General features: G+C 64.9%; 26 protein-coding genes. 18 read left to right on the forward strand and 8 right to left on the reverse strand.

Going from position 1 to position 22,216, the window contains the following annotated elements; all coding sequences use genetic code 11:
* Nucleotides 1-40 precede the first annotated feature (40 nt).
* The 8 genes from ACE10Z_RS02825 (at nt 41) to ACE10Z_RS02860 (ending at nt 9,043) form a co-directional block, all read left to right on the forward strand.
* The gene (locus ACE10Z_RS02825) at nt 41-799 is read left to right on the forward strand and encodes an SDR family NAD(P)-dependent oxidoreductase (RefSeq protein ID WP_066513200.1); all 759 of its coding nucleotides are present in this window, start codon (nt 41-43) and stop codon (nt 797-799) included.
* A 248-nt stretch (nt 800-1,047) separates the two neighbouring features.
* Nucleotides 1,048-1,854, forward strand: a complete 807-nt coding sequence (locus ACE10Z_RS02830) for an enoyl-CoA hydratase/isomerase family protein (protein WP_375786582.1) — start codon at nt 1,048-1,050, stop codon at nt 1,852-1,854.
* A gap of 41 nt (nt 1,855-1,895) precedes the next feature.
* Nucleotides 1,896-3,761, forward strand: coding sequence for an AMP-binding protein (locus ACE10Z_RS02835; protein ID WP_375786583.1), 1,866 nt, complete (start codon nt 1,896-1,898; stop codon nt 3,759-3,761).
* Nucleotides 3,762-3,949: 188 nt separating this feature from the next.
* On the forward strand, nt 3,950-5,077 hold the full coding sequence (locus ACE10Z_RS02840; RefSeq protein WP_375786584.1) for an acyl-CoA dehydrogenase family protein: 1,128 nt from the start codon (nt 3,950-3,952) through the stop codon (nt 5,075-5,077).
* 131 nt (nt 5,078-5,208) lie between these two features.
* Nucleotides 5,209-6,456, forward strand: coding sequence for an acyl-CoA dehydrogenase (locus ACE10Z_RS02845; protein WP_375786585.1), 1,248 nt, complete (start codon nt 5,209-5,211; stop codon nt 6,454-6,456).
* 28 nt (nt 6,457-6,484) lie between these two features.
* A complete protein-coding gene (locus ACE10Z_RS02850; protein WP_375786586.1) occupies nt 6,485-7,729 on the forward strand; it encodes an acyl-CoA dehydrogenase in 1,245 nt (414 codons plus the stop codon).
* A 135-nt stretch (nt 7,730-7,864) separates the two neighbouring features.
* Nucleotides 7,865-8,563: a nitroreductase gene (locus ACE10Z_RS02855; protein WP_375786587.1), complete on the forward strand. Its 699-nt coding sequence runs from the start codon at nt 7,865-7,867 to the stop codon at nt 8,561-8,563.
* Between the two features lie 69 nt (nt 8,564-8,632).
* Complete coding sequence (locus ACE10Z_RS02860) at nt 8,633-9,043, forward strand: hypothetical protein (protein ID WP_375786588.1); 411 nt, start codon at nt 8,633-8,635, stop codon at nt 9,041-9,043.
* Here ACE10Z_RS02860 and ACE10Z_RS02865 read toward each other — a convergent pair.
* The gene (locus ACE10Z_RS02865; protein ID WP_375786589.1) at nt 9,040-10,035 is read right to left on the reverse strand and encodes a helix-turn-helix transcriptional regulator; all 996 of its coding nucleotides are present in this window, start codon (nt 10,033-10,035) and stop codon (nt 9,040-9,042) included. The two genes, ACE10Z_RS02860 and ACE10Z_RS02865, sit on opposite strands and share 4 nt — an antisense overlap.
* 83 nt (nt 10,036-10,118) lie before the next feature.
* On the opposite strand from ACE10Z_RS02865, the gene ACE10Z_RS02870 reads away from it, so the two are divergent.
* Nucleotides 10,119-10,772 (forward strand): glutathione S-transferase family protein, encoded by a 654-nt coding sequence (locus tag ACE10Z_RS02870; protein ID WP_375786590.1) that lies wholly within the window; start codon nt 10,119-10,121, stop codon nt 10,770-10,772.
* 14 nt (nt 10,773-10,786) lie between these two features.
* Nucleotides 10,787-11,221, forward strand: a complete 435-nt coding sequence (locus ACE10Z_RS02875) for a DUF6157 family protein (RefSeq protein ID WP_375786591.1) — start codon at nt 10,787-10,789, stop codon at nt 11,219-11,221.
* Between the two features lie 321 nt (nt 11,222-11,542).
* Here ACE10Z_RS02875 and ACE10Z_RS02880 read toward each other — a convergent pair whose 3' ends face one another.
* Both ACE10Z_RS02880 and ACE10Z_RS02885 read right to left on the reverse strand, forming a co-directional pair.
* Nucleotides 11,543-12,328, reverse strand: coding sequence for an enoyl-CoA hydratase/isomerase family protein (locus ACE10Z_RS02880; protein ID WP_375790087.1), 786 nt, complete (start codon nt 12,326-12,328; stop codon nt 11,543-11,545).
* 11 nt (nt 12,329-12,339) lie between these two features.
* Nucleotides 12,340-13,452, reverse strand: coding sequence for a cyclic nucleotide-gated ion channel (locus ACE10Z_RS02885; protein ID WP_375786592.1), 1,113 nt, complete (start codon nt 13,450-13,452; stop codon nt 12,340-12,342).
* Between the two features lie 317 nt (nt 13,453-13,769).
* Here ACE10Z_RS02885 and ACE10Z_RS02890 point away from each other — a divergent pair, with 317 nt between their 5' ends.
* Both ACE10Z_RS02890 and ACE10Z_RS02895 read left to right on the forward strand, forming a co-directional pair.
* Nucleotides 13,770-14,438, forward strand: a complete 669-nt coding sequence (locus tag ACE10Z_RS02890; protein WP_375786593.1) for a Crp/Fnr family transcriptional regulator — start codon at nt 13,770-13,772, stop codon at nt 14,436-14,438.
* A complete protein-coding gene (locus tag ACE10Z_RS02895; protein ID WP_375786594.1) occupies nt 14,435-15,349 on the forward strand; it encodes a DUF6537 domain-containing protein in 915 nt (304 codons plus the stop codon). The genes ACE10Z_RS02890 and ACE10Z_RS02895 overlap by 4 nt, the downstream gene beginning before the upstream one ends.
* A gap of 127 nt (nt 15,350-15,476) precedes the next feature.
* Here ACE10Z_RS02895 and ACE10Z_RS02900 read toward each other — a convergent pair whose 3' ends face one another.
* Genes ACE10Z_RS02900 through ACE10Z_RS02910 form a run of 3 tightly spaced genes read right to left on the reverse strand, consistent with a single transcriptional unit; the run spans nt 15,477 to nt 16,186 of the window.
* Entirely contained in the window at nt 15,477-15,698 is a 222-nt protein-coding gene (locus tag ACE10Z_RS02900) for a hypothetical protein (protein WP_375786595.1), read from the reverse strand.
* Between the two features lie 47 nt (nt 15,699-15,745).
* Nucleotides 15,746-15,961: a hypothetical protein gene (locus ACE10Z_RS02905; protein ID WP_375786596.1), complete on the reverse strand. Its 216-nt coding sequence runs from the start codon at nt 15,959-15,961 to the stop codon at nt 15,746-15,748.
* A gap of 33 nt (nt 15,962-15,994) precedes the next feature.
* A complete protein-coding gene (locus tag ACE10Z_RS02910; RefSeq protein ID WP_375786597.1) occupies nt 15,995-16,186 on the reverse strand; it encodes a hypothetical protein in 192 nt (63 codons plus the stop codon).
* A 243-nt stretch (nt 16,187-16,429) separates the two neighbouring features.
* Here ACE10Z_RS02910 and ACE10Z_RS02915 point away from each other — a divergent pair, with 243 nt between their 5' ends.
* The 5 genes from ACE10Z_RS02915 to ACE10Z_RS02935 all read left to right on the forward strand — a co-directional run bounded on the left by ACE10Z_RS02915 (nt 16,430) and on the right by ACE10Z_RS02935 (nt 19,550).
* Nucleotides 16,430-16,636, forward strand: a complete 207-nt coding sequence (locus tag ACE10Z_RS02915) for a hypothetical protein (RefSeq protein ID WP_375786598.1) — start codon at nt 16,430-16,432, stop codon at nt 16,634-16,636.
* A 92-nt stretch (nt 16,637-16,728) separates the two neighbouring features.
* Nucleotides 16,729-17,091 carry a PRC-barrel domain-containing protein gene (locus ACE10Z_RS02920; RefSeq protein ID WP_375786599.1) on the forward strand — a complete coding sequence of 121 codons (363 nt, stop codon included), beginning with the start codon at nt 16,729-16,731 and terminating at the stop codon, nt 17,089-17,091.
* Between the two features lie 199 nt (nt 17,092-17,290).
* Nucleotides 17,291-18,049, forward strand: a complete 759-nt coding sequence (locus ACE10Z_RS02925; protein ID WP_375786600.1) for a Crp/Fnr family transcriptional regulator — start codon at nt 17,291-17,293, stop codon at nt 18,047-18,049.
* 275 nt (nt 18,050-18,324) lie between these two features.
* Nucleotides 18,325-18,555: a DUF6894 family protein gene (locus tag ACE10Z_RS02930; protein WP_375786601.1), complete on the forward strand. Its 231-nt coding sequence runs from the start codon at nt 18,325-18,327 to the stop codon at nt 18,553-18,555.
* 293 nt (nt 18,556-18,848) lie between these two features.
* Entirely contained in the window at nt 18,849-19,550 is a 702-nt protein-coding gene (locus ACE10Z_RS02935) for a Crp/Fnr family transcriptional regulator (protein ID WP_375786602.1), read from the forward strand.
* Here the strand turns inward: ACE10Z_RS02935 and ACE10Z_RS02940 are convergent.
* The gene (locus tag ACE10Z_RS02940) at nt 19,539-19,754 is read right to left on the reverse strand and encodes a hypothetical protein (RefSeq protein WP_375786603.1); all 216 of its coding nucleotides are present in this window, start codon (nt 19,752-19,754) and stop codon (nt 19,539-19,541) included. The genes ACE10Z_RS02935 and ACE10Z_RS02940 overlap by 12 nt on opposite strands.
* 458 nt (nt 19,755-20,212) lie before the next feature.
* Here ACE10Z_RS02940 and ACE10Z_RS02945 point away from each other — a divergent pair, with 458 nt between their 5' ends.
* Nucleotides 20,213-20,455: a hypothetical protein gene (locus tag ACE10Z_RS02945; RefSeq protein ID WP_375786604.1), complete on the forward strand. Its 243-nt coding sequence runs from the start codon at nt 20,213-20,215 to the stop codon at nt 20,453-20,455.
* A 273-nt stretch (nt 20,456-20,728) separates the two neighbouring features.
* Here the strand turns inward: ACE10Z_RS02945 and ACE10Z_RS02950 are convergent, their stop codons facing one another.
* Nucleotides 20,729-22,129 carry a TAXI family TRAP transporter solute-binding subunit gene (locus ACE10Z_RS02950; protein ID WP_375786605.1) on the reverse strand — a complete coding sequence of 467 codons (1,401 nt, stop codon included), beginning with the start codon at nt 22,127-22,129 and terminating at the stop codon, nt 20,729-20,731.
* Nucleotides 22,130-22,216 lie beyond the last annotated feature (87 nt).

Here is a 22,216-nt window from a genome sequence, read left to right on the forward strand (position 1 = left end):
TCAAGTCCAGAGAAGAAACGCCCAAGGAAAGGTTGTTCCCATGCAGTTGAAAGACGTTGCCGTTCTCATCACCGGCGGTGGCTCCGGCCTCGGTGCCGCGACCGCGCGCGCCATGGCCGCCAAGGGCGCCAAGATCGGCGTGATCGACCAGAACAAGGAAAACGCCGAGAAGGTCGCCGCCGAGGTGAAGGGCGTCGCCCTGCACGCCGACGTCACCGACGAAGAAGCGATCAAGGCCGCGATCGCCAAGGCCGAGGCCGCGCACGGCATCGCGCGCGTGCTGATGAACTGCGCCGGCATCGGCGGCTCGCAGCGCATCGTCGGCAAGGACGGCGTCTATCCGCTGGCGAAGTTCGTCCGCATCATCAACGTCAACCTGATCGGTACCTTCAACGTGCTGCGGCTGTTCGCCGAGCGGCTGGCGACCGAAGCCCCGATCGGCGAGGAGCGCGGCGTGGCGATCAACACCGCCTCGGTCGCGGCCTATGAAGGCCAGATCGGCCAGATCGCCTATTCCGCCTCGAAGGGCGGCGTCGTCGGTCTCACCCTGCCGGCCGCGCGCGACCTCGCCAGCCTGAAGATCCGCGTCAACACCATCGCGCCGGGCCTGTTCCTGACGCCGCTGCTGATGGGTCTCAACGAGGAAGCCCGCAAGAGCCTGGGCGCCCAGGTGCCGCATCCCGCCCGCCTCGGCGACGCCTCGGAATACGGCAACCTCGCCGTTCACATCGTCGAGAACCCGATGCTCAACGGCGAAACCATCCGCCTCGACGGCGCCATCCGCATGGCGCCGCGCTAACAGATGCCGCACTTCCCTTCTCCCCTTGTGGGAGAAGGTGGCCATAGGCGGCCTTTGGCCGCCGTCCTTAAAAGGGACGCCGATGCTTTGCATCGGCTATGCGCAGTCCGCGACGGATGAGGGGTTCTCTCCGCGGAGATAGACCCCTCACCCAAGCGAACACGCGGTGACCTACGCACATGCCCTCTCCCACAAGGGGAGAGGGCGCAGTTATCGACACCGCATCCGCAAATGCAGGAGTGTGACGCGTGTCTCAGCCGCTGCTGATCGAACATCACGATGGAGTCGATTGGGTCACGCTCAATCGCCCCGAGAGCCTCAACGCGCTCGATCCTGCGCTGATCGATGCGCTCAATACTTACTTCCAGGGCCTTCAGCGCAACCGCGACACCCGGGTCGTGGTGCTCAAGGGTGCCGGCGCGAATTTCTGCGCCGGGCTCGACCTCAAGCATGCGATGGCGCGCCGCGGCGGCCAGACCGAGCTACCCGGCGTCACCGAGTCGCTCGACTCGCAGCGCCGCATTGCCGACATCGTGATGCTGATGCGGCGCTGTCCGCAGCCGATCATCGCGCTGGTGCAGGGTGCCGCCGCCGGCGGCGGCTTCGCGCTGGCGCTCGCGGCCGACATCCGCATCGCCGCGAAGAACGCGCGCATGAACTGCGCCTTCATCAAGCTCGGCCTCGGCGGTTGCGACATCGGTACCAGCTACTTCCTGCCGCGCCTCGTCGGCGTCTCCATCGCTTCCGAGTTGATCCTCACCGGACGCTTCATCAACGCCGATCGCGCGCTTGCGGTCGGCCTGGTGTCCGAGGTGGTCGAGGCCGCCGATCTCGACGCTGCTGCCAATCCTTATGTCGAGGCGATGATGACGGCCTCGCCGGTCGGCCTTCGCCTCTCGAAGGAATGCATCAACATGAGCGTCGATGCCGGCTCGATCGAGGCCGTGATTGCGATGGAAGATCGCAATCAGGTGCTGTGCAGCCGCTCGGAAGATTTCCAGGAAGGCATCAAGGCCTTTCTCGAGAAACGAAAGCCTGTCTATATCAGGCGCTGAGAACAGATCCTCAAAAGGACAAGAATTCCGGGAGACGCAAAATGGATGGAGACGCGGCGATGCTGACGAAGCCAGCCTTTCGCAAGGTGGATTGGCTCGCGCGTGACATCGCGGTCGAGCGGCGCACTGACGGTACCGTCGTCCTGAAGTCGCGGATTCCGCTGCAAGCCTACGAGACCCACATCCCGGCCTATCTCGCCAAATGGGCGGCGCAGGCCCCGGAGCGGATCTGGCTGGCGCAGCGTGGCGGTCCCGACCGGCAGTGGCGCAAGGTCTCCTATGGTGACGCGAAGCGCACCGTCGATGCGCTGACGCAAGGCCTGCTCGGTCTCGGCGTGGGCGACGGCCGGCCCGTCGCGATCCTGTCAGGTAATTCGATCGAGCACGCGCTGATGACGCAGGCCGCGATGCAGGCGCGGCTGCCGGCCGCGCCGGTGTCGCCGGCCTATTCGCTGATGAGCCAGGATCACCTCAAGCTCAAATACCTGTTCAACCTGATCAAGCCTGCCGTCGTGATGGTGCAGGACGGCCCGACCTTCGAGAAGGCGTTGAAGGCGATCGATCTTACCGGCATCACGGTCGTTCACGTCCTTCGTCCCTGCGAGGGGATCAAGAGCACAGCCTTCGCCGAGCTCGCAGCAACGCCGGTGACAGCCGATGTCGGCGCGTCGATCGCGAAGATCGCGCCCGACACCGTCGGCAAACTGCTGTTCACCTCGGGCTCGACCGGCATGCCCAAGGCCGTCATCAACACCCAAGAGATGATGTGCGCCAACGCGGCGATGATGATGCAGGTCCGCCCGCGTGAAACGGCCGGCCCGATCCCGACCGTGCTCGACTGGATGCCGTGGAACCACACCATGGGCGGCAACGCCGCGTTCAATCCGGTGCTGGTCGATGGCGGCACGCTCTATATCGATGACGGCCGGCCGATGCCAGGCCAGCTCGAGGAGACCATCAGGAATTTGCGCGAGGTGTCGCCGACCTATTACGCCAACGTGCCGGCGGGCTATGCCGCGCTCGCAGCCGCGATGGAGAAGGACGAGGCGCTGTGCCGGAGCTTCTTCAAGAACCTCTCGATCATGGCCTATGGCGGCGCCCGGCTGCCCGACGATCTCTATGACCGCATGCAGGCGCTGGCGGTGAGGACCGCAGGCGAGCGCATCGTGTTCTACACCGGCTGGGGTTCGACAGAGACCGCGCCGACCTCGACCGGCACCTATTGGGACACCGAGCGCGTCGGCCTGATCGGCCTGCCGTTCCCCGGCGTCGAGCTGAAGATGGTGCCGTGCGGCTCGAAATACGAATTGCGGCTGCGCGGCGTCAACGTCACGCCCGGCTATTTCGGCCAGCCGGAGCTCACGGCCAAGATGTTCGACGAGGAAGGCTTTTACTGCATCGGCGATGCCGGCGTGTTCGTCGATCCCGAAGATCCGTTGCAGGGCATCATCTTTGCCGGCCGCGTGGTCGAGGACTTCAAGCTGACCACCGGCACCTTCGTCCACGTCGGCTCGCTGCGCACCGATGCGATCGCTGCCGCGACGCCGGTCGTGCACGACGCGCTGGTTGCGGGGCAGGACCGCGAGTTCATCGGCCTGTTGTGCTGGCCCAACCTGCATGCCTGCCGCCAGCTCGTCGGCAATGCGGATGCGAGCTACGAGGACGTGATCCGGCATCCCGAGGTGGTCGATTGCCTCAGGAAGGGTCTGCAGGCGCACAATGCATCTTGCACCGGCAGCAGCATGCGCATCGCGCGCGCGATGCTGATGGTCGAGCCGCCGTCGATCGATGGCAACGAGCTCACCGACAAGGGCTACATCAACCAGCGCGCCGGCCTCGAACGCCGGGCCGCGCTGGTGGAGCGGCTCTACGCCGGCAAGCCCGGCGATGAGGTGATCGTGCTGTGATGAAGCCCATGCTCTCTCCATTCGTCATTCCGGGATGCGCCCACTTGGGCGCAGGCCCGGAATCCATCAAGCCACATCATCTGCGGCTCAATGGATTCCGGCCTCGCGCTTCGCGCGCCCTCAGATGCGCAATTGCGCATCGGGGAATGACGGCGAATTGAAACGACAAGAACCAAGAAGGTAGCGCCATGAATTTCGATTTCTCCGACGAACAGAAGCAGATGCGCGACGAGGCGCGGAAATTCCTCAGCGAGCAATGCCCGCCGAAGGCCGTGCGCGAGGTGCTCGACGGCAAGGCGCCCTACGACAAGGCACTGTGGAAGGGGCTCGCCGAGATGGGCTTCCTCGGCGTCGCGATCCCGGAGAAGTTCGGCGGTGCCGGCGCTGGCCATCTCGAGCTCTGCGTGATCGCGGAGGAAATGGGCCGCGCGCTGGCGCCGGTGCCGTTCTCCTCCACCGTGTATCTTGCCGCCGAAGCGATCCTGATCGCCGGCAATGACGCGCAGAAGCAGAAGTGGCTGCCGAAGATCGCTTCGGGTGACGCTATCGGTACGCTGGCGCTGTTCGAGGGCAAGGGCAATCCGTCGCCGAAGGCCGTCAACGTCACGGCCAATGGCGGCGTGCTCAACGGCGTCAAGAAGCCGGTCGCCGACGGCGCGATCGCCGATTTCGCCGTGGTCGCCGCGCGCACCGGTTCGAGCGGCCGCGAGTCCGACATCTCCCTGTTCATCGTCGATCTCAAGGCCGCCGGTGTCGACGTCAAGTCGCTGACCAACATCGACCTGACCCGCGGCCAGGCCGAGATCACCTTCAAGGACGCCAAAGCCGAGCCGCTCGGTGCCACCGGCGAGGGCTGGAGCGTCATCACCCAGGTGCTGGATCGCGCAGCCGTGTTGACGGCGTTCGAGCAGGTCGGCGGTGCCGACCGCGCGCTGGAGATGGGCCGCGACTACGCGCTCGACCGCATCGCATTCGGCCGTCCGATCGGCTCGTTCCAGGCGGTCAAGCACATGCTGGCCGACATGTATGTCTCGGCGACCCTGGCGCGCTCGAACTGCTACTACGGCGCCTGGGCGCTTTCGACCAATGCCGGCGAATTGCCGGAAGCGGCTGCTGCCGCGCGCATCAGCGCGACGCAGGCGTTCCAGCACTGCGCCAAGAACAACATCCAGGTCCATGGCGGCATGGGCTTCACCTGGGAGTTCGACTGCCACATGTACTACCGCCGCGCCAATGCGGTGGCGCTCGGCCTCGGCAGCCTGTCCTATTGGGAAGACGCGCTGATCGATCGCATGCGCAAGAAGAACGCGGCGTAACCGGGCACTCGTGTCCCGGACGCGGTGCAGCGTGCAACGCTGCTCCGCAGAGCCGGACCCATTGGACCCCGGAACAGCAGCGCACCACTTCGTGCTGCGCGGCGTCCGGGGAACGCAGGAGAGAAAGAGCGATGAATTTCGACGACACACCGCAGGAAGCCGCATTCCGCGCCGAGGCGAAAGCCTGGATCGCGGCCAATGCGCCGAAGCAATATGAGGAGGAGCTGCGCAAGGCCTCGCTCGGCCGCGTTCAGCTCAAGGGCGCCAACATTCTCGAAGTCGCCAAGGCCTGGCAGAAGAAGAAGGCCGATGCCGGCTGGGCCTGCCTGCACTGGCCGAAGGAGTATGGCGGTCGTGGCGCCTCGCCGATCGAGCGCGTGATCTGGCAGCAGGAGGAGGGGCCGTTCGGCCGTCTCAGCTCGATGTTCATCATCGGCCACGGCATGTGCGGCCCGACCATGATGGCGTTCGCCGGCGAGGAGCAGAAGCGCAAATATCTGCCGCCGCTGGCCTCCGGCGAGAAGGTCTGGTGCCAGCTGTTCTCCGAGCCGGCCGGCGGCTCCGACGTCGCAGGTCTGCGCACCCGCGCCGAAAGGCAGGGCGACGAATGGGTGATCAACGGCCAGAAGATCTGGACTTCAGGCGCGCATTATTCCGACTACGGCATCCTCTTGACCCGCAGCGATCCGACCGTTGCGAAGCACAAGGGCCTCACCATGTTCTTCCTGGACATGAAGAGCCCGGGCGTCGAGGTCAGGCCGATCAAGCAGGCGAGCGGCGCCTCCGACTTCAACGAGGTCTATTTCACCGACGTGCGCATTCCGGACTCGCAGCGGCTCGGCAATGTCAATGACGGCTGGAATGTGTCGCTGACCACGCTGATGAACGAGCGGATGTCGATCGGCGCCGGCGTCTCGACCGGCTTCCCCGAGCTGTTCGATTTCTGCAACAGCCTGATGCTGGAGGACGGCCCGGCAATCGAGGACCGCGCGGTGCGCTCCAAGCTTGCGAACTGGGCGGTGAAGGCGAGCGGGCTGAAATACACCAGCATGCGCGCGATCTCCGCGCTCTCCCGTGGCGAGCGCCCGGGACCGGAGAACTCGATCGGCAAGCTGGTTGCCGGCTCGATGATCCAGGACGTCGCGACCTATGCGCTCGATCTGCAGGGCGCCGCCGGCGCGCTGAGCGGGCCTGAGGATGCCGAGGTCGCCGGCAAATTCCAGGCGATGCTGCTGCGCGCGCCGGGTACCCGCGTCGAGGGCGGCACGGACGAGATCATGCGCAACATCATCGCCGAGCGCGTGCTGGGTCTGCCCGGCGACATCAGGGTCGACAAGGACGTTCCCTTCAACAAGATCCCGACCAAGGGTCGCGCCTGAGCGCGCGGAAAATCAAGAGAGGTTCGCCATGAATTTCGATGACACGCCGCAGGAAGCCGAGTTCCGCGCCATCGCCCGCAACTGGATCGCCGCCAACGCGCCGAAGGAGTTCGAGGACGAGCTCTCGAAGTCCTCGCTCGGCCGCATCAGGCTGGCCAAGCACGACATGGTCGAGGTCGGCAAGGCCTGGCAGAAGAAGAAGGCGGAAGGCGGCTGGGCCTGCCTGCACTGGCCGAAGGAATATGGCGGCCGCGGCGCCACCCCGATCGAGCGCGTGATCTGGCAGCAGGAAGAGGGCGTCTACGGCAAGCTGACCCAGCCGTTCCAGATCGGCGAGGGCATGTGCGGCCCGACCGTGATGGCCTGGGGATCTGAAGATGCCAAGCGCCGCTATCTGCCGAAGCTCGCCTCCGGTGAGGAGATCTGGTGCCAGCTGTTCTCCGAGCCGTCGGCCGGCTCCGACGTCGCCGGCCTGCGCACCCGCGCCGAGAAGAAGGGCGACAATTGGGTGGTCAACGGCCAGAAGATCTGGACCTCCGGCGCGCATTACTCCGATTACGGCCTGTTGATCGCGCGCACCGATCCGAATGTGCCAAAGCACAAGGGCCTCACCATGTTCTTCCTCGACATGAAGAGCCCCGGCGTCGAGGTCAGGCCGATCAAGCAGGCCAACGGCATGCAGGAGTTCAACGAGGTTTATTTCACCGACGTCGTGATCCCGGACAGCCAGCGGCTGGGTGCGGTCGGCGAGGGCTGGAGCGTGTCGCTGACCACGCTGATGAACGAGCGCATGTCGATCGGATCGCGGCTTGCGACCGGCGTGCCTGAAATGTTCGAGTTCTGCTCGAATTTGATGCTGGAAGATGGCCTTGCGATCGACGATCCGGCGGTGCGCTCGAAGCTGGCGAGTTGGGCGGTGAAGGCGAGCGGGCTGAAATACACCAGCTACCGTGCCATCTCGGCGCTGTCGAAGGGCGAGCGGCCCGGTCCGGAAAACTCCATCGGCAAGCTCGTCTCCGGCCTGATGCTGCAGGACATCGCGACCTACGCGATGGACCTGGAGGGTGCCGCAGGCAGCCTCACCGGCACCGACGAGGAGCAGGCCAACGGCCAGTTCCAGCAGATGCTGCTGTCGTCGCCCTCGATGCGCATCGCCGGCGGCACCGACGAGATCCTGCGCAACATCATCGCCGAGCGCGTGCTCGGCCTGCCGGGCGACATCCGGGTCGACAAGGACGTGCCCTACAACAAGATCCCGACCAAGGGCCGCTGACGATTCTCGTGTCCCGGACGCGATGCGGCACGTAGTGCCGTGTCGCAGAGCCGGGACCCACCTCTTGTATGGGCCCCGGCTCAGCAGCGCATCACTTCGTGCTGCGCTGCGTCCGGGGCAAGAAAGCGAGCACCAATGGACGCTGTCGTGAAACAAGACAACCGCATCGGCGCGCTGGAAGAGCTGCTCAACGAGCGCTACTCGGTGCGTGCGTTCCAGCCGCGCGAGGTGCCGCGCGACGTCATCGAGCACATCCTCGCCACCGCGCAGCGCACCGCGTCGTGGTGCAACAGCCAGCCCTGGGAAGTCCTGATCGTCTCCGGCGCGGCCAAGGAGCGGTTTCGTAAGGCGATCTATGCCGAAGCCTCGCGCGGCCTCGGTGAGGACTATGACTTCACACCGCCGCGCGAATATGTCGGGGTCTATCTGGAGCGCCGCCGCGAAAGCGGCTTCCAGCTCTACAACACGCTCGGCATCGCGCGCGGCGACAGGGCGGCCTACGCAAAACAGGCGCTGGAGAACTACAATTTCTTCGGCGCGCCGCACATTGCCGTGATCCACACCAATGAGCCGCTCGGCATCTATGGCGCGATCGATTGCGGCGGCTATGTCTCGAACTTCATGCTGGCCGCGCAGGCGCTCGGGCTCGGTACCATCCCGCAGGCCGCGATCGCGCGTCATTCCGGCATGATCCGCCGCCATTTCAACCTGGCCGACGACCGCCGGGTTGTCTGCGGTATCTCGTTCGGCTATGCGGATCATGCGCACAAGGTGAACAGCTACCGCACGTCGCGCGCAACTGTGGCGGATACTGTCACATTTATGGATGTATAGTTTCCTCAAGGCGGGACGGTCGGCTCACCCTCCCGCCGAGGACAAGAAGAAACGACGACTAGAACAACAATGGCGAATAACGCCTCCCTGACGCCGGCCGAGATCAGCTGGCAACTGCACCGTCTGCCTGCGCTTGAGCGCGACGCGTTCATCGCCGCGCATTATCTGGGACAGCCCGTCGCCTGGAAGACCCGCTTCTTCGACGCGATCGACTGGGGCGCGGGCTCCGTGCTGCAATTCAGCTTCCTGCAGCGCGGCTGGCATCGCCATTCGCGGCTCGACAACCCGATCTATGCCTATATCGACATCGAGCAACATCCGGAAACACGTGGCCTCCGCCGCGGCCGGCGGATCGATCTCGAAGGCACGATCAAGGGCGTCGACTTCGTGACCGGGATTACGCTCACGCTCGACCGGTTCGAAATCCTGCCGGTCAATTTTCTCGACCGCTTCGTCATCAGCTCCGACAGCCGTTACTAACGGCGGGCAGCGCGGCGCGGCGGGGCGTCCGCATAGCGCGCGGCCATCGCGCCCGCCAGCTCGGCCATCTTCGCGCGTAGCTCCGCGGGCGCGATCACCTCGGCCTCGGCGCCGAGCCGCAGCAGCTCCGAGGCGGCGTGCCACACCGTCTTGCCGACCGGCATGGTGGCGACGCGCCAGCCGTCGGGCTCAGTGCCATCGGCAAGCCGCATCCGCGCCTTCACGTAAGGGTGGGCCAGCGCATCGAACAGTTGCAGCCCGAGCGGCGACAGCCGCACCGTGGCCTCGTTCGGATGCAGCTCGGCCTCGAGCCGCGCGATCGAGGCGCGCCAATAGGCGGCGAGATCGAACTCCGCCGGCCGCGCGAACGGCGCCTCCAACGCCGTGCAATCCAGCACCCGCGCGACGCGGTAGGTGCGCACATTGCCGTCGACGAGGCCGGCGAGATACCAGCTGCCGCCCTTCAGCACGAGGCCGAGCGGCGCCACGCGCCGCCGCTTCTCGGCCTTCCAGCTCTGGTAGCGGATCTCGATCAGGGTCTCGCGCAGCACCGAGGCTGCAATGGCGCGCAGATGCTTCGGCTCCTCGGTCTCGCCGAACCAGCCCGGCGCGTCGAGATGGAAGCGCTGCTGCATGCCCCGTGCATTGGGGCGCAGCTTCTCCGGCAGCGCCGCCATCAGCTTGGTCTGCGCCGCGACCATCGCGGCATCGAGGCCGAGCGCGGCGGCGGGGCCGGGCAGGCCGGCCATGAACAGCGCCTCGGCCTCGCCCTGCGACAGCCCGTTCAGCCGCACCCGATAGCCGTCGAGCAGGCGATAGCCGCCCTCGGCGCCGCGGTCGGCATAGACGGGGACGCCGGCGGCCGAGAGCGCATCGATGTCGCGATAGATCGTACGCACCGAGACCTCGCAGGCTTCGGCCAATTCGGGCGCGGTGACCTGTCCCCGCGCCTGCAGGGTGGTGAGGATGGAAAACAGCCGACTCGCGCGCATGGGGCGATCATACCTGACACAAGATGTCAGGTATAGGCGGACATAAGGAGGCCATGCCCCTGACGGCGCAAGGAGATCCGCTGATGACCACCGCTGCCCCCAACGACCGCGTCACGCTGTATTACTCGCCGCAGAGCCGCGCCACCGGCGCGCGCGTGCTGCTGGAGGAGCTCGGCGCGCCCTATGATCTGCAGGTCCTCAACATGAAGGCGGCCGAGCAGCGCAAGGACGCCTATCTCGCGATCAATCCGCTCGGCAAGGTGCCGGCGATCCGCCACGGCGACGCGCTGGTCACCGAGCAGGTCGCGATCTTCATCTATCTCGCGGATCTATTTCCGCAGGCGGGCCTGACGCCCGCGCTGAACGACCCGCGCCGCGGCCCGTATCTGCGCTGGATCGCCTATTACGGCGCGTCGTTCGAGCCGGCCGTGATCGACCACTTCATGAAGCGCGAGCCGGCGCCGATCACGCAGTCGCCCTACGCCGACTACGACACCATGCTGGGCACGCTCGAGGCGCAGCTGGCAAAGGGGCCCTATCTGCTCGGCGAAGAGATCACGGCGGCCGACATCCTCTGGGGCATCGCGCTCAGTTGGACCATGATGTTCGGCATCGTGCCGAAAAGGGACGTCTTCGTCCGCTATGCCGAACGGATTGCCGCGCGCCCGGCTTTCGTCCGGATCTCGAAGGCCGACGACGAGATGGCGGCGCAGCATGCAGCGGTCGCCGGAGTGTGATACGGATCGAGCCGATGGCGAAGCCGCTGTACAGCACCAACTGCTTCAACACCCTGATCCGCGTCGCCGAGGATTGCCCGGCGCAGAGCGGCGAGGAGCCGCAGCTGCGTGGCGGCCAGCCCACGGTTGCCGTGCTGCAATTCCGGATGATCGCGGGCGCGCCCTACAAATACACGTCCGACGACGTGGTGTTCGCGACGTCGTCGGCCGGCCGCGCGCTCGATGCCAAGGCTGCGAAGAAGGCGCGCAGCCTCGCCCGCGAGACGTTCTTCTCCCGCGGCCAGGCCTGCATGCGCGCCTCGCCGCTCGGAAAACGCTTCGGCTGGGGCGTCCACGCCGATGCCGAAGGCCGCATCGCGCTCTACGCCATCGACAGCAAGCGCTACCAGGCGCTCGCCGCGGACCCGGCCATCGCGCAGACGCGCGCGATGCGGTCGAAGCGGGCGTGACGCTTTTTATCCTCCCCTGGAGGGGGAGGATCGACGCGAATGAAATGAGCGGCGAGGTGGGGTGATCTCTCCACTCGGGCACCGCTCGTGTTGAGAGATCACCCCACCCCGTCTCACATTCCGCTGCGCTCCATGTGAGCCGACCCTCCTCCTCCAGGGGAGGGTGAGAGGAGACTTCCGCACGTCCCTGCCAGATCCGTCATCCTGAGGAGCGCGTAGCGCGTCTCGAAGGATGCACGGCCACCGGCCGGGCCGTCGACCCTTCGAGACGCCGCTCCGCGGCTCCTCAGGGTGACGGTGCTGATAGTGTAAGACGCCGAACTAAAACCTTGGCGCCCGCTTCTCGGCGAAGGCCTTGATGCCTTCCTTGATCTCGTCACCGCGCATGCTGTCGCGGTGGCGCTGGTCGGCGGCGGCCTCATCCAGTTCGCCGCGGGCGAATTCGTTGATTGCGCGCTTCATGCCGGCCATCGCCTTGGGTGCATTGCCGGCCATGATCGTGGCGAGCTTGTCGACCTCCTCGTCGAGCAGGTCGAGCGACACCATCGCGGTGAGGTAGCCGATCCGCAGCATCTCCGGCGCCGTGATCTTCTGCGCGGTCAGGAACAGCATCCTGGCGTTGTCGACGCCGAGCCGCGTGACGTAGCGCTGGATGCCGCTCTTGTAATAGTGCAGCCCGAGCCGCGCCGCCGGCATGAACATCTCCGCGGTATCGACGCCGATGCGGAAGTCGCAGGCGAGCGCGAGGTCGGTCGAGCCGCCGTAGACGCCGCCATTGAGCCGGCAGATCGTCGGCACGCTGAGATCCTCGAGCCGGTTGACCACCACCTCGAATGCCGAGCCCGCGCTCTGCTGCTCATTGGCGCTCACCGCGCGCTCGGCGACCGAGTTGAGATCATAGCCGGCGGAGAACGCGCGACCGGTTCCGGTCAGCACCAGCACGCGAATCGCGGGATCGGCCTCGATCCGGTCGAACAGCCTGACCAGCTCGCCGAGATCCTCGGCCTGCAGGCGGTTGAGGTGCTTCGGCCGGTTGAGGCGGATCGTGGCGCGGGCGCCCGCGATTTCGAGCACGGGTCCACTGGCGGTGTCGGCCGCGTCGGCCATCTTGGTCTCCATCATTGGTTCTCACGTTCGCGCCGCTTCGCCTCGGCGTCGATGGTTTCGGCGAGATCGGGATGCCTTGCCATCAACAGGCGGAAATCGACGAGGTCAAGCACCAACAGCCGGGTCACCTTGCTGGTCGAGACGCTGGCGCCGCGCTTGGCGTTGCCGAGCAGCGCCATCTCGCCGAAGAACGCGCCTTCGCCGAGCTTCACCTTGCGTCCGGGCAGGTCGACCTCCACCTCGCCGGCGGCGACGAAATACATGCAGTCGCCATTGGTGTCCTTGCGGATGATCATGGTGCGCGGCGGCAGGTCCATGGTCCGCAGCACCTGGGTGACGTCGGCGATCGCGGCCGGGCCGAGATGCGCGAAGAACGGCACCTTGCTGACGGTCTCCCAGGTTCTCAGAAAATTGTCGCGACGGGTTTCCGCGGCAAAGCCGGTCGCCAAAATACCGGTCCACAGTCCGAACACGCCGAGGCCCGAGATCATCACCATGGCGGCGACGATGCGGCCGAGCGGGGTGATCGGCACCACGTCGCCATAGCCTGTCGTGGTCAGCGTCACCACCGCCCACCACAGCGCCGCCGGCACGCTGCCGAAGGTCTGCGGCTGGACGTCCCGCTCCAGGAAATATTCGGCGACCGAGGCGAGGAACACCACCATCAGGAAGATCACCAGCACGCTGAGCAGCGGGCCGGATTCCACCACGAGCACGCGCCGAAGCTGGCGCAGGCCGGGAATGCCCGGCACCACCTTGAGCACCCAGAGCACGCCGAGCAGCCATGCGGTTTTCGGCTCGATGCCGGCAAGCAGCGCCAGCGGCACCGCCAGCGCGCCGATCGCATCGACGATGCCGGCGCTGGACAGCGCGTAGAACCAGAGCTTGTCCTGCCGCCGCATATGGCGCAGCCGCACCAGCCATTCGAACACGAAATAGGCAAGGCTGGCCCACAGCAGCGCATCGACCCAGTGCGGCACCGCGTCATAGGCCGGCGCGACCGTCAGCAGCGTCATCATGGCGACACCGACCGTGACCGCGACATAGGCTGCCGTGGTCATGTTGCGGCCGGCGGTGGCGGAAACGAGGCGCGTCAAGGCCGGAAGGACGAGCGGCTTGGACATCGGAACGGAGCTTGCCTGTCGCTGAACTGCTGGAATTGAGGCCCCGCGAATGGCGGAGCCTGTATCACAACGTGCCTCTCCCGGTTGAGGCCGTCAACGCGCAGGCGGTGGTGGGATGATCGCGGCGAAAGTCCTAAATGTTGGACGAATGGCCTAACCATGTTGGCCCGTTTTTGCGCCCGCGAATGTGAGAAATCAGACAAATCGTCGCTTTTTCACCGTATATCAGGGATGCTGGTCGCCGATGCGACCTCGGCCGGAATGAAGCGACTAATAAGGCGATCTTGTTCACTTCTTGAGAAATTGGTTGGTTTCCGATGGATACCTCACATCTCGCGGAGCACGCCGGCGCCGCCGGCAGTTTCTTCGCATCGATCTTCGTGGTTGCCACGCTGTCGATGCGGACCATGATCCCGTTGCGGGTCTTCGCCATCCTGACCAACATCATCCTGATCGCGACCGCCGTCCCGACCCATAATTACGCGACGCTGATCCTGCATGCCGTGCTGCTGCCGGTGAACACCTATCGGCTGCACCAGATGCTGCAGCTGGTTCGCAGCGTGAAGAGATCGGTCAACAGCGATCTGTCGATGGACTGGCTCAGGCCGTTCACCACGGAGCGCAAATGCACCGCGGGCGAAGTCCTATTCTACAAGGACGAGAAGGCCGACAGCATGTTCTACATTGTCAGCGGCCGCTTTCGGCTGGTCGAATCGGGCATCGAGCTGCCGGTCGGCGCGCTGGTCGGCGAGTTCGGCATGCTGTCGCCGTCGAACACGCGCACCCAGACGCTGGAGTGCGTCGAAACCGGCATGGTGCTGTCGGTGACCTATGACCAGGTCGAGCAGCTCTACGTGCAGAACCCGGCGTTCGGCTTCTACCTGCTGCGTCTGTTCAGCGCCCGCCTGTTCGAGAATATCTCGACGCTCGAGCAGCGGCTCGCGCAGCACGCCACCCCACAGGTCGCGGAGCCAAAATCTGCATGAGCCCCTCGACGAGTCCTGGAGGCGCCGCAGTGCCGGATGACGACAGCCTGCTGGCTTCGCTTCGTTACCTGTTTGCCGATATCATCGGCGATGAGGACGAGGGGCCGCCGGTGCTGCCGGACGCCTGCCCGGATCACCTCGGACCGGCGGTCACCGACGCCATCGATCTGTTGATCGCCTATCAGAGCACGAGGTACGCCCAGCTCTATATCGACCGGCTCAAGCGCTTCGTCGGCCGCCGCGGCGTCGACGATGGCCTGCTTGCCGAGATCGCGCGGCTGATGGCGGAGCGCATGGCCTATGAGGATGCGATCCGCATCGCGCAGCTCAAGCTCGGCGAAGTCAACGCGGCGGGCGGCCTTGCGGCGCGCTCGGCCGACGACGTCAAGAAACTCCGGCTCGACGAGTTGATCGACGCCCTGCCGGAGATGGTCGCCGATCCGGTGCTTGCCGTGCTCGACCGGCTCGGCTGGCGCCGCCGCCGGGTCTCGATCCGCTTCAGCGCCAACAATCGCTTCAGCGTTCGCCGGCTCAGGATCGAGGCCGGCCTGAAGCGCTGGCGGCTGTTCTCGGGGCGTTACGCCAAGGAGCGTGTCTGGGTCGAGCGCTGGCTGCACATGATCGACCGCAGCCTGACCAAGCAGCCGCGTGCGGCCCCGGTGGTCGTGCAGACCGCGACCATGATCCAGGGCTACGGCGATCCCTATCGCCAGGGCATCGCGGACTGGCACGTGATCATCGACGGACTGGTCAAGCCGACGTTCGACGGCGTGCTCGCGCTTCCCGATCTTGCCGCCGCCATTACCGAAGCCCGCGCCGCCACCATGCCCGATCCGCGGCAGGCCGCGCTGAAGCGAAAGATCGCAGAGATTCGCGCGCGGGTGCCGGCGAAACCATCACCGTCATCCTGAGGAGCGCGCCCTCGCGCGCGTCTCGAAGGGTCGACGGCCCCACTGTGGCCGTGCATCCTTCGAGACGCGCTTCGCGCTCCTCAGGATGACGGGTCTGAACGGGTACTCGCGGCTCTGCTGAAGCCAACTACCGCTTGATAAGCGGCGGCTCGTCGTAGCCGCGGCGGCTGGAATAGAACAGTAGGCCCATCAACCCGGCGCCGACCGCGACCAGCAGGGTGATCCCGATCGTGAACATGACGATGCCATAGGTCGGCACCGGTGCATCGGGCACGATCAGGCCTTCGAATGCGTAGGCGCCGACGGCGGCCAGGATGACCAGCAGGCCGATGCTGATTGCAATGCGCATGCGTAACTGCCTCTGCCGTAGGCCGAGAGCAGGGCAGGTTGCAGCGGCTATTCCGCCGCGGCGGCGACTTTGGCCAGCGCCTGCCGTCCGGCTTCGGTGAGCTCGGGCAGCGTCGTCCTGCCGCTCCTGGCGCATTTGATGATGTAGCGGGCAACGCGCTTGCGGGTGTCGTGTTCCTCGCCGTGCAGCGCATCGGCGCAGACGCGATCGAGCGCAAAATTCATGGCGGCGAGGGTACGTGAGTCGAATTTCTCCTCGATCATCGCGGCCCTCCCTTGGACCGGTGTCCGGAGCGGCTATTTGCGGAGCGTCAGGCATTCGCTGACTTCCACCACCGCTTCGGTCTGCCTGGCTTTCTTCATCAGCGTTTCGCGCTCCCGTCCTGGCGGCAGCTTGCGTGCTGCTTCGCGCGAATCTTCGGCGAATCTTTGCAGGCGGTCCTCGAATGACCCGGACGGCCTCGACCTGTTGCGTTTCTTCTTGATCATGTCGTCCCCGAACTGGATACAGCAACTCTAGCCATGTTCCCCGGATGCCGTCGTTAACCCATGACATCGGGTTCAACGAAATCGTCGCCGGGACCGCAGGAACGATCGCGGGTGCACCGCGTAACACCGATGCGTCCGCTGCTTGCTCCCCGAAAAGCGGTGGACCACTCCGGTGACGGGCCTCGGCGAATTTCATCGCCGGGGCCCGCATGCCTTCAAGGAAATCAGCCAGGGAGTTTGGTCATGGCACATTCCAATCACGGCATCGTCAAGGACGACAAGGGTCAGGAGCAGCCGGCGGACAAGGAGCGCGCGCGGAGCGCTCACAAGACCGATCTCCGAAAGCCGCCGACGCGCGAAGCGACGCGTGATCCGAAACTGAACGACCCCGACAAGACGCCGGGCTCCGGCATGACGTCAGACGATCGCGGCGATCCTCCAACAGGCTGAACGAGCGTTCTGCCGTGCAGCAACTGCGGCAATCCGGCAGGAACGACGGTCCGGCTCCGCCGTTGGCTTTCGGACATCAATGGAGAATTGACATGGCAATGGACGAGAAAGAGGTCGGAAACCTGATCGGCAGCGACAAGGTCGAGGGTACCGCGGTCTATGGATCGGACGAGCGCAAGATCGGCTCGATCGAACGCGTGATGATCGACAAGAAGAGCGGACGGGTGTCCTACGCGGTGCTCGGCTTCGGCGGCATCCTCGGGCTTGGCAATGACCATTACCCGCTGCCCTGGCAGTCGCTCAAATACGACACAAGGCTCGGCGGCTACATCACCGGCGTGACCGAGAGTCAGCTGCGCGGCGCGCCCAAATACGGCAGCGATCGAGACTGGAATTGGGCCGATACCGGCCGCACACGCGCGGTGGATGATTACTACGGCGTGCCGCTCGTCTGAGCGACGACGAATCCCGGAGGTCCGCGCTAAAGGGGCGCGGGCCTTCGTGGCTAAGTCGTACGGCGCCTGAGGACGTAGCCGTTACGGCTTCTGGCGTCTGTACACTAGTGAACATACGTCAATAGCTGTGCAATGTAACATAGGTAATTGAAATCGGCCCGGCGGTTACTCGATGAGATATCCGGGGAGACCAATGTCGTTGGCGTCGCTAGTCCGGAAATTGGAGCAGTTCGTACGGCTTTCGCCCGTAGACCACGCTATTCTCAATCGCGCGTCGACCGAACGCGTTCGTCACTTCGGGCCGCGCGTCGACATCGTCCGCGAAGGCGAGAAGCCGAAGGACGTCCACCTGATCCTGTCCGGCTGGGCCTACCGCTACAAGCAGCTCGAGGACGGCCGGCGCCAGGTGGTGTCGTTCTTCCTGCCCGGCGATATCTGCGACGTGAACGTCTTCATCCTGCGCGAGATGGATCATTCGATCGGCACCATCACCGCGGTGTCGATCGCCGACCTCTCCCGCGATTTCTTCGACAAGGTCGCTGCCGAACATCCGCGCATCGTCACTGCGTTCTGGTGGGAAACCTTGGTCAATGCTGCGATCCAGCGCGAATGGACCATGAGCCTTGGCCAGCGCACGGCGCTGGAGCGGATCGCCCATCTGCTCTGCGAGATCTGGCTTCGCCTGCGCCTCGCCGGCCTGACCCATGGCAACAGCTGCGACTTCCCGCTGACCCAGGGCGACCTCGCCGACGCCACGGGGCTCTCCAAGGTTCACGTCAACCGGACCCTGCAGGAGCTGCGCGCCGATGGCCTGGTCGTGCTCAGGGGAAAGACCCTGGCCGTCCCTAATCTCGACCGCCTGATGCGCGCAGGCCTCTTCAACCCGAATTACCTGCACATGGATCATGAGGGACGGCAGCTCGATGCCGCCGGAACGACCGACGCCGTGGCCGGGTGATCGGGCCGCCACCCGAGGGCTGTGCAAAAACTCCGACGGCGAAGCGCGCCCGGGATGCGTCGTCTTCAATGGTCGCTGATCGAAAAGGGCCCCGGTTCGGCAATGGTCCGACGACCCGGAGCCGGTCAAGAAAGGCGTGGGCGAATAGGAACGAAACCGCTGCGGGGAATGTTGGCTAACGTCGCACTCTCATCGGATGAGCGGCATTGGTCGGTCGAGGCTCCCGGCTCATCGTACCCCAATGGGGCCTCGATCGTTCAACCCACAGGCCACCAATGCCGCAGTACTTCTTTCACATCCATCACGATGGTCCTTCTCGTGATGACCGGGGCGAACACCTGCGCGACAACCATGCCGCGTGGAAAGAAGCCACGGTTATGGCGGGCAAGATGCTCGAGGACATGGACGGTAGGCTGAAGCCGGGACACGACTGGAGCCTGGAAGTCACGGACGCAGGGGCAAAGGTGATCTTCCGGCTGATCATCTCTGCGGAATATCCGCAGTAACGCCAGCGCGCGGAAGCACAGGCGAGCCGCTCCAATGTCGGATACCGTGCATATAAAGTCGTGGATAGCGTCGTGTAACCGAAGGCAAGCGTGGGGTTGTCGCCGCCGAAACCGCCTGCGACGGTGATGTCCTTCCGTTCGCATGTCATTTGGGCAAAGCGCACTAAGACGGATATCGGACCGACAGCACCGGTTCGAGTCTATCAAATGGGATGTTCCCGCCTGGCACGTGCTCTCGGAGCGTGCTCGCAACCGTGCGGAGATCGGCCCGACCGACCGGGCGGGATACCGCGGTGCCACAGTCAAAGGCCTCGACCGGACGAACCAACGGCTTGCTGTCGGCGTTGGGGCGTGACCAATTCAATTTGCTCTCGCCTCACATGACGACTGAGCATCTGGAACAGGGCATCATCCTCAGCGAAGCCGGCGACGAGACTGAATTCGTCTATTTCCCGCATAGCGGGATGCTCTCGCTGCTCGCCGTCTTGAAGGACGGCAGAGCGATCGAAACGGCAATGGTGGGTCGCGAAGGTGCCGTGGGCGCGATGGCGGGCCTCGGTCTCTACATCTCGGAAGTCCGCGTCGTGGTACAGCTCCGGGCCGAGGTCTCGAAAATCGCGGCGAGCCGTTTTCGAAGGGCAACGGCGCGAAGCGACGTCCTCCGCGATCTCTGCATGAGCAGCAATGAGGTGCTGTTGTCTCAAACGAGAATAACGGCGGCCTGTAACGCCGTGCATGTCATCGAGGCGCGGTTTTGCCGATGGCTCCTTCACACGGCCGACCGGGCGGGAAGTGATCCGATCAATCTCACGCAGCAATTTCTGGCCGAAATGCTCGGGGTGCGTCGGACATCCGTGACCGAAGTCGCAAGGAAGGTGCAGGCCTTGGGCGCGATCGAGTATTCCCGCGGATCAATAAAAATTCAGGACCGCAAGCTGTTGGAGAGCATGGCATGTGAATGCTATGCGACCTTGTCGGCCCGATCAGAACTCTAGCTGACGCCGTTGCGGATTCCCTTGAGGCTCCAGCGTCGCAACCTTGCGTGTGCCGCACCAGAGTTCGACAGGACGACCCGCCATCAGCAACTCCGCGTACGCTTTGGCATCGGCGTCGTTCACGCTGTCAATATCGAAGCGCGCTTGAATGCCGCCATCGTCACCGATCACGTACACCCGGTAGACTGGCTCGGAATCGGCCATCAGTCGGGCGTTCGCAGTCCTGGCGATTGTAGCCAGTCCGACACGTGTGCGGCGGTCTCTGCCTGTCGAGCCCTGCGGACCAATTGCTCGCGTTCGACGCACGGAGGCATTCTGCGAGCTTCGGCGCGCAGCCGTTCGGCTTCCTGAGCAAGTCGGTCTTCGAGTGATTGGGTTTGATTGACACGGCGTCGTTGCTGCACGGCGCTGCTCCCTGTTCGAGTGGGGCGGGAGCGCAACCGGCGTTCTCATCACCGATAGTAGCCATGGGCGGTGCGGTGATGTGCTAGTGTCGGACATCCGACATAGGAACGCCAGTCTTTTATTTGCGCTGATCGGAGGAACAACCGGCGGAATAACCTAGGTTATTCCGAAGGATGACGCCCTGTTGGCGCCTGTTCGACGGAAATACATTGAAGGCCGCTGGTCACCGGGCGTAAGGCTGGATCAGGTAAGGGCACATGACCGAAACAGCGCGCGAATATATCGACTTCTGGGTGGAGAATAGCGTTCACGCAGCCGAGCAGTTTAGAACGCCGGGCGCGTCGCAGGACGTCGAGGAATTGGTGCGGCGCCTCATTGCCGGCGCCGAAGGGCAGGGCATCACGGAACAGGCCATGCGGGACGAGGTCGGCGATATCGCCGACTACATCCGGGAAAAATTGAAGGCCGCCAACAAGGCCGAAAGCGGTCGGCAGCAGTAGTTGCGGTAGCCAAGCTGCATTCGAGCGGGATGTTCGAAAGAGGATGAGCGTCACGCCTCGGACGATTCACGTCGCGAGAATGTGGAAGCGTGATTCATCGGCCATCCAACATAGGCGGTGTCGTCCTGGCGAAAGCCAGGACCCATTACCCCAAATGCAATTTGTTTTCGCAACGCTGGGGCCGCAGCTTGCTTCAACAACACAACCCTGTGGTTATGGGGCCGGCTTTCGCCGGGACGACAGCTATATTTGCGGCGCAGCCGCCCGCCCGCCTCACCCGTTCGCGGTCTTCACCACCACGAGATTGTCATCGACTGCCGGCGGGTGGCGCTTGAGATGGTCGCGGCGCAGCGCGATCTCGTCGCGGACCAGCTCATAGCCGAGCTTGAACGTGTCCATCCCGTCGCCGGAGACGGTGCCGTCGCGCAGGCCGATCACCGCGCCGCGCAGGATCGCCTCGAGCTCGTCCTGCAATTCATCGAGATGTTCGGCGCAGGTGGTGTGCTCGACGCGCTCGCCGATGTCGAGGATCCGGCCCGCCAGTTCGCTGGCCTTCTCCGGCGCGACGCGGGTGATCTTGGTGTAGATCGCAGCGAAGATCGAGCCGATGATGCTGAGCGCGGCGGCGCCGAGATACATCACGTCGCTGTAGCGATCCATGAACGATTTGGTATCGTCGTTGATATATTCGGCCGCGCCCTGATGGGCGACGATGAAGGCGTCCTTGTCGGTCGCCGCCGGCTCGATCCTGGAGGCGAAGCCGTCGTCGAGTGCGAGCTCGGACTTGTTCTCATAGACGATGCGCGCAAGCTCGGCCGCCGTCGTCGTGGGTAGCCAGGATTGCGCCACCAGCAGCCATTCCAGTCCGATGGTGTCGACGTCGTCGTCGGGGATCGCCGGCGAGGACGACAGCATGCCGGTCGAGACCGTCTCCTCCGTGATCGCCGGATATTTGCGCGCCAGCGCCTTGGCGGCGTCGATCGCGTTCAAGGTGAAGCCGCCGGCGCGCTTGGCATATTGCTCGTAGGTCTTGTCCTTCATGATCTTCGAGGCATGCTCGATTGCGACCACGGCGGCGAAGCCCGAAGCGAACAGCTTGTCGAATGGTGTGTTCGGCGGCGCCTGCTGCACCCGCTGCGCGGCATCCGGGCTGTCGGAAATCTGCAGCGCGCTGCGGACGAAATTGACGCTGTTCTCGCCGTCGCCGACCACAGCGATCCGCTTCTTCTTGAGCTCGGTGAGCGATTTGATCTTCCTGCCGCCGGGGCTCAGCACCAGCACCACGTCATGCTCGAGGATTGCGATGGCGCGGGCGCGCGGCGGCACCCTTGCATCGGTGCGCAGGATCGCAAGCGTCGCGGCGCGGCGATCGAACTGCACCAGCGCCTTGGCGTTGTCGGGGTTCGGCGCGATCTTCAGCCGCAACCGCGACGAATTGGTCTTCAGCACGGTGGCGAGGCGGGCGGCGAACCTGGCCTCCGGGCCGTTGGAATCGCCGACCGCAAACACCAACGTTTCCGAGTTGCGTAGCCAGACCCGGCCGCCGACCACGGTGATCGCGCTCAGGAACAGCGTCAGCATGGTGAAGATGATGATCTGCGCGCGGTTGCTCTTGGCGACCGGAGGGCGTGGCCGCGGCAGCACTGGCGAAGGCGCGGGCGCTCCGGCACTCATGGCTGATCACCTGGCTCGTCACCCGTCCGGGACGGTCGTTGCCGCAACGGCGCAGCGCTGCCCGGTGAATCCGTAAATGACTATAAA

Origin of the sequence: Bradyrhizobium sp. Pha-3 (assembly GCF_042258615.1) — a bacterium.
Taxonomy (GTDB): Bacteria; Pseudomonadota; Alphaproteobacteria; order Rhizobiales; family Xanthobacteraceae; genus Bradyrhizobium.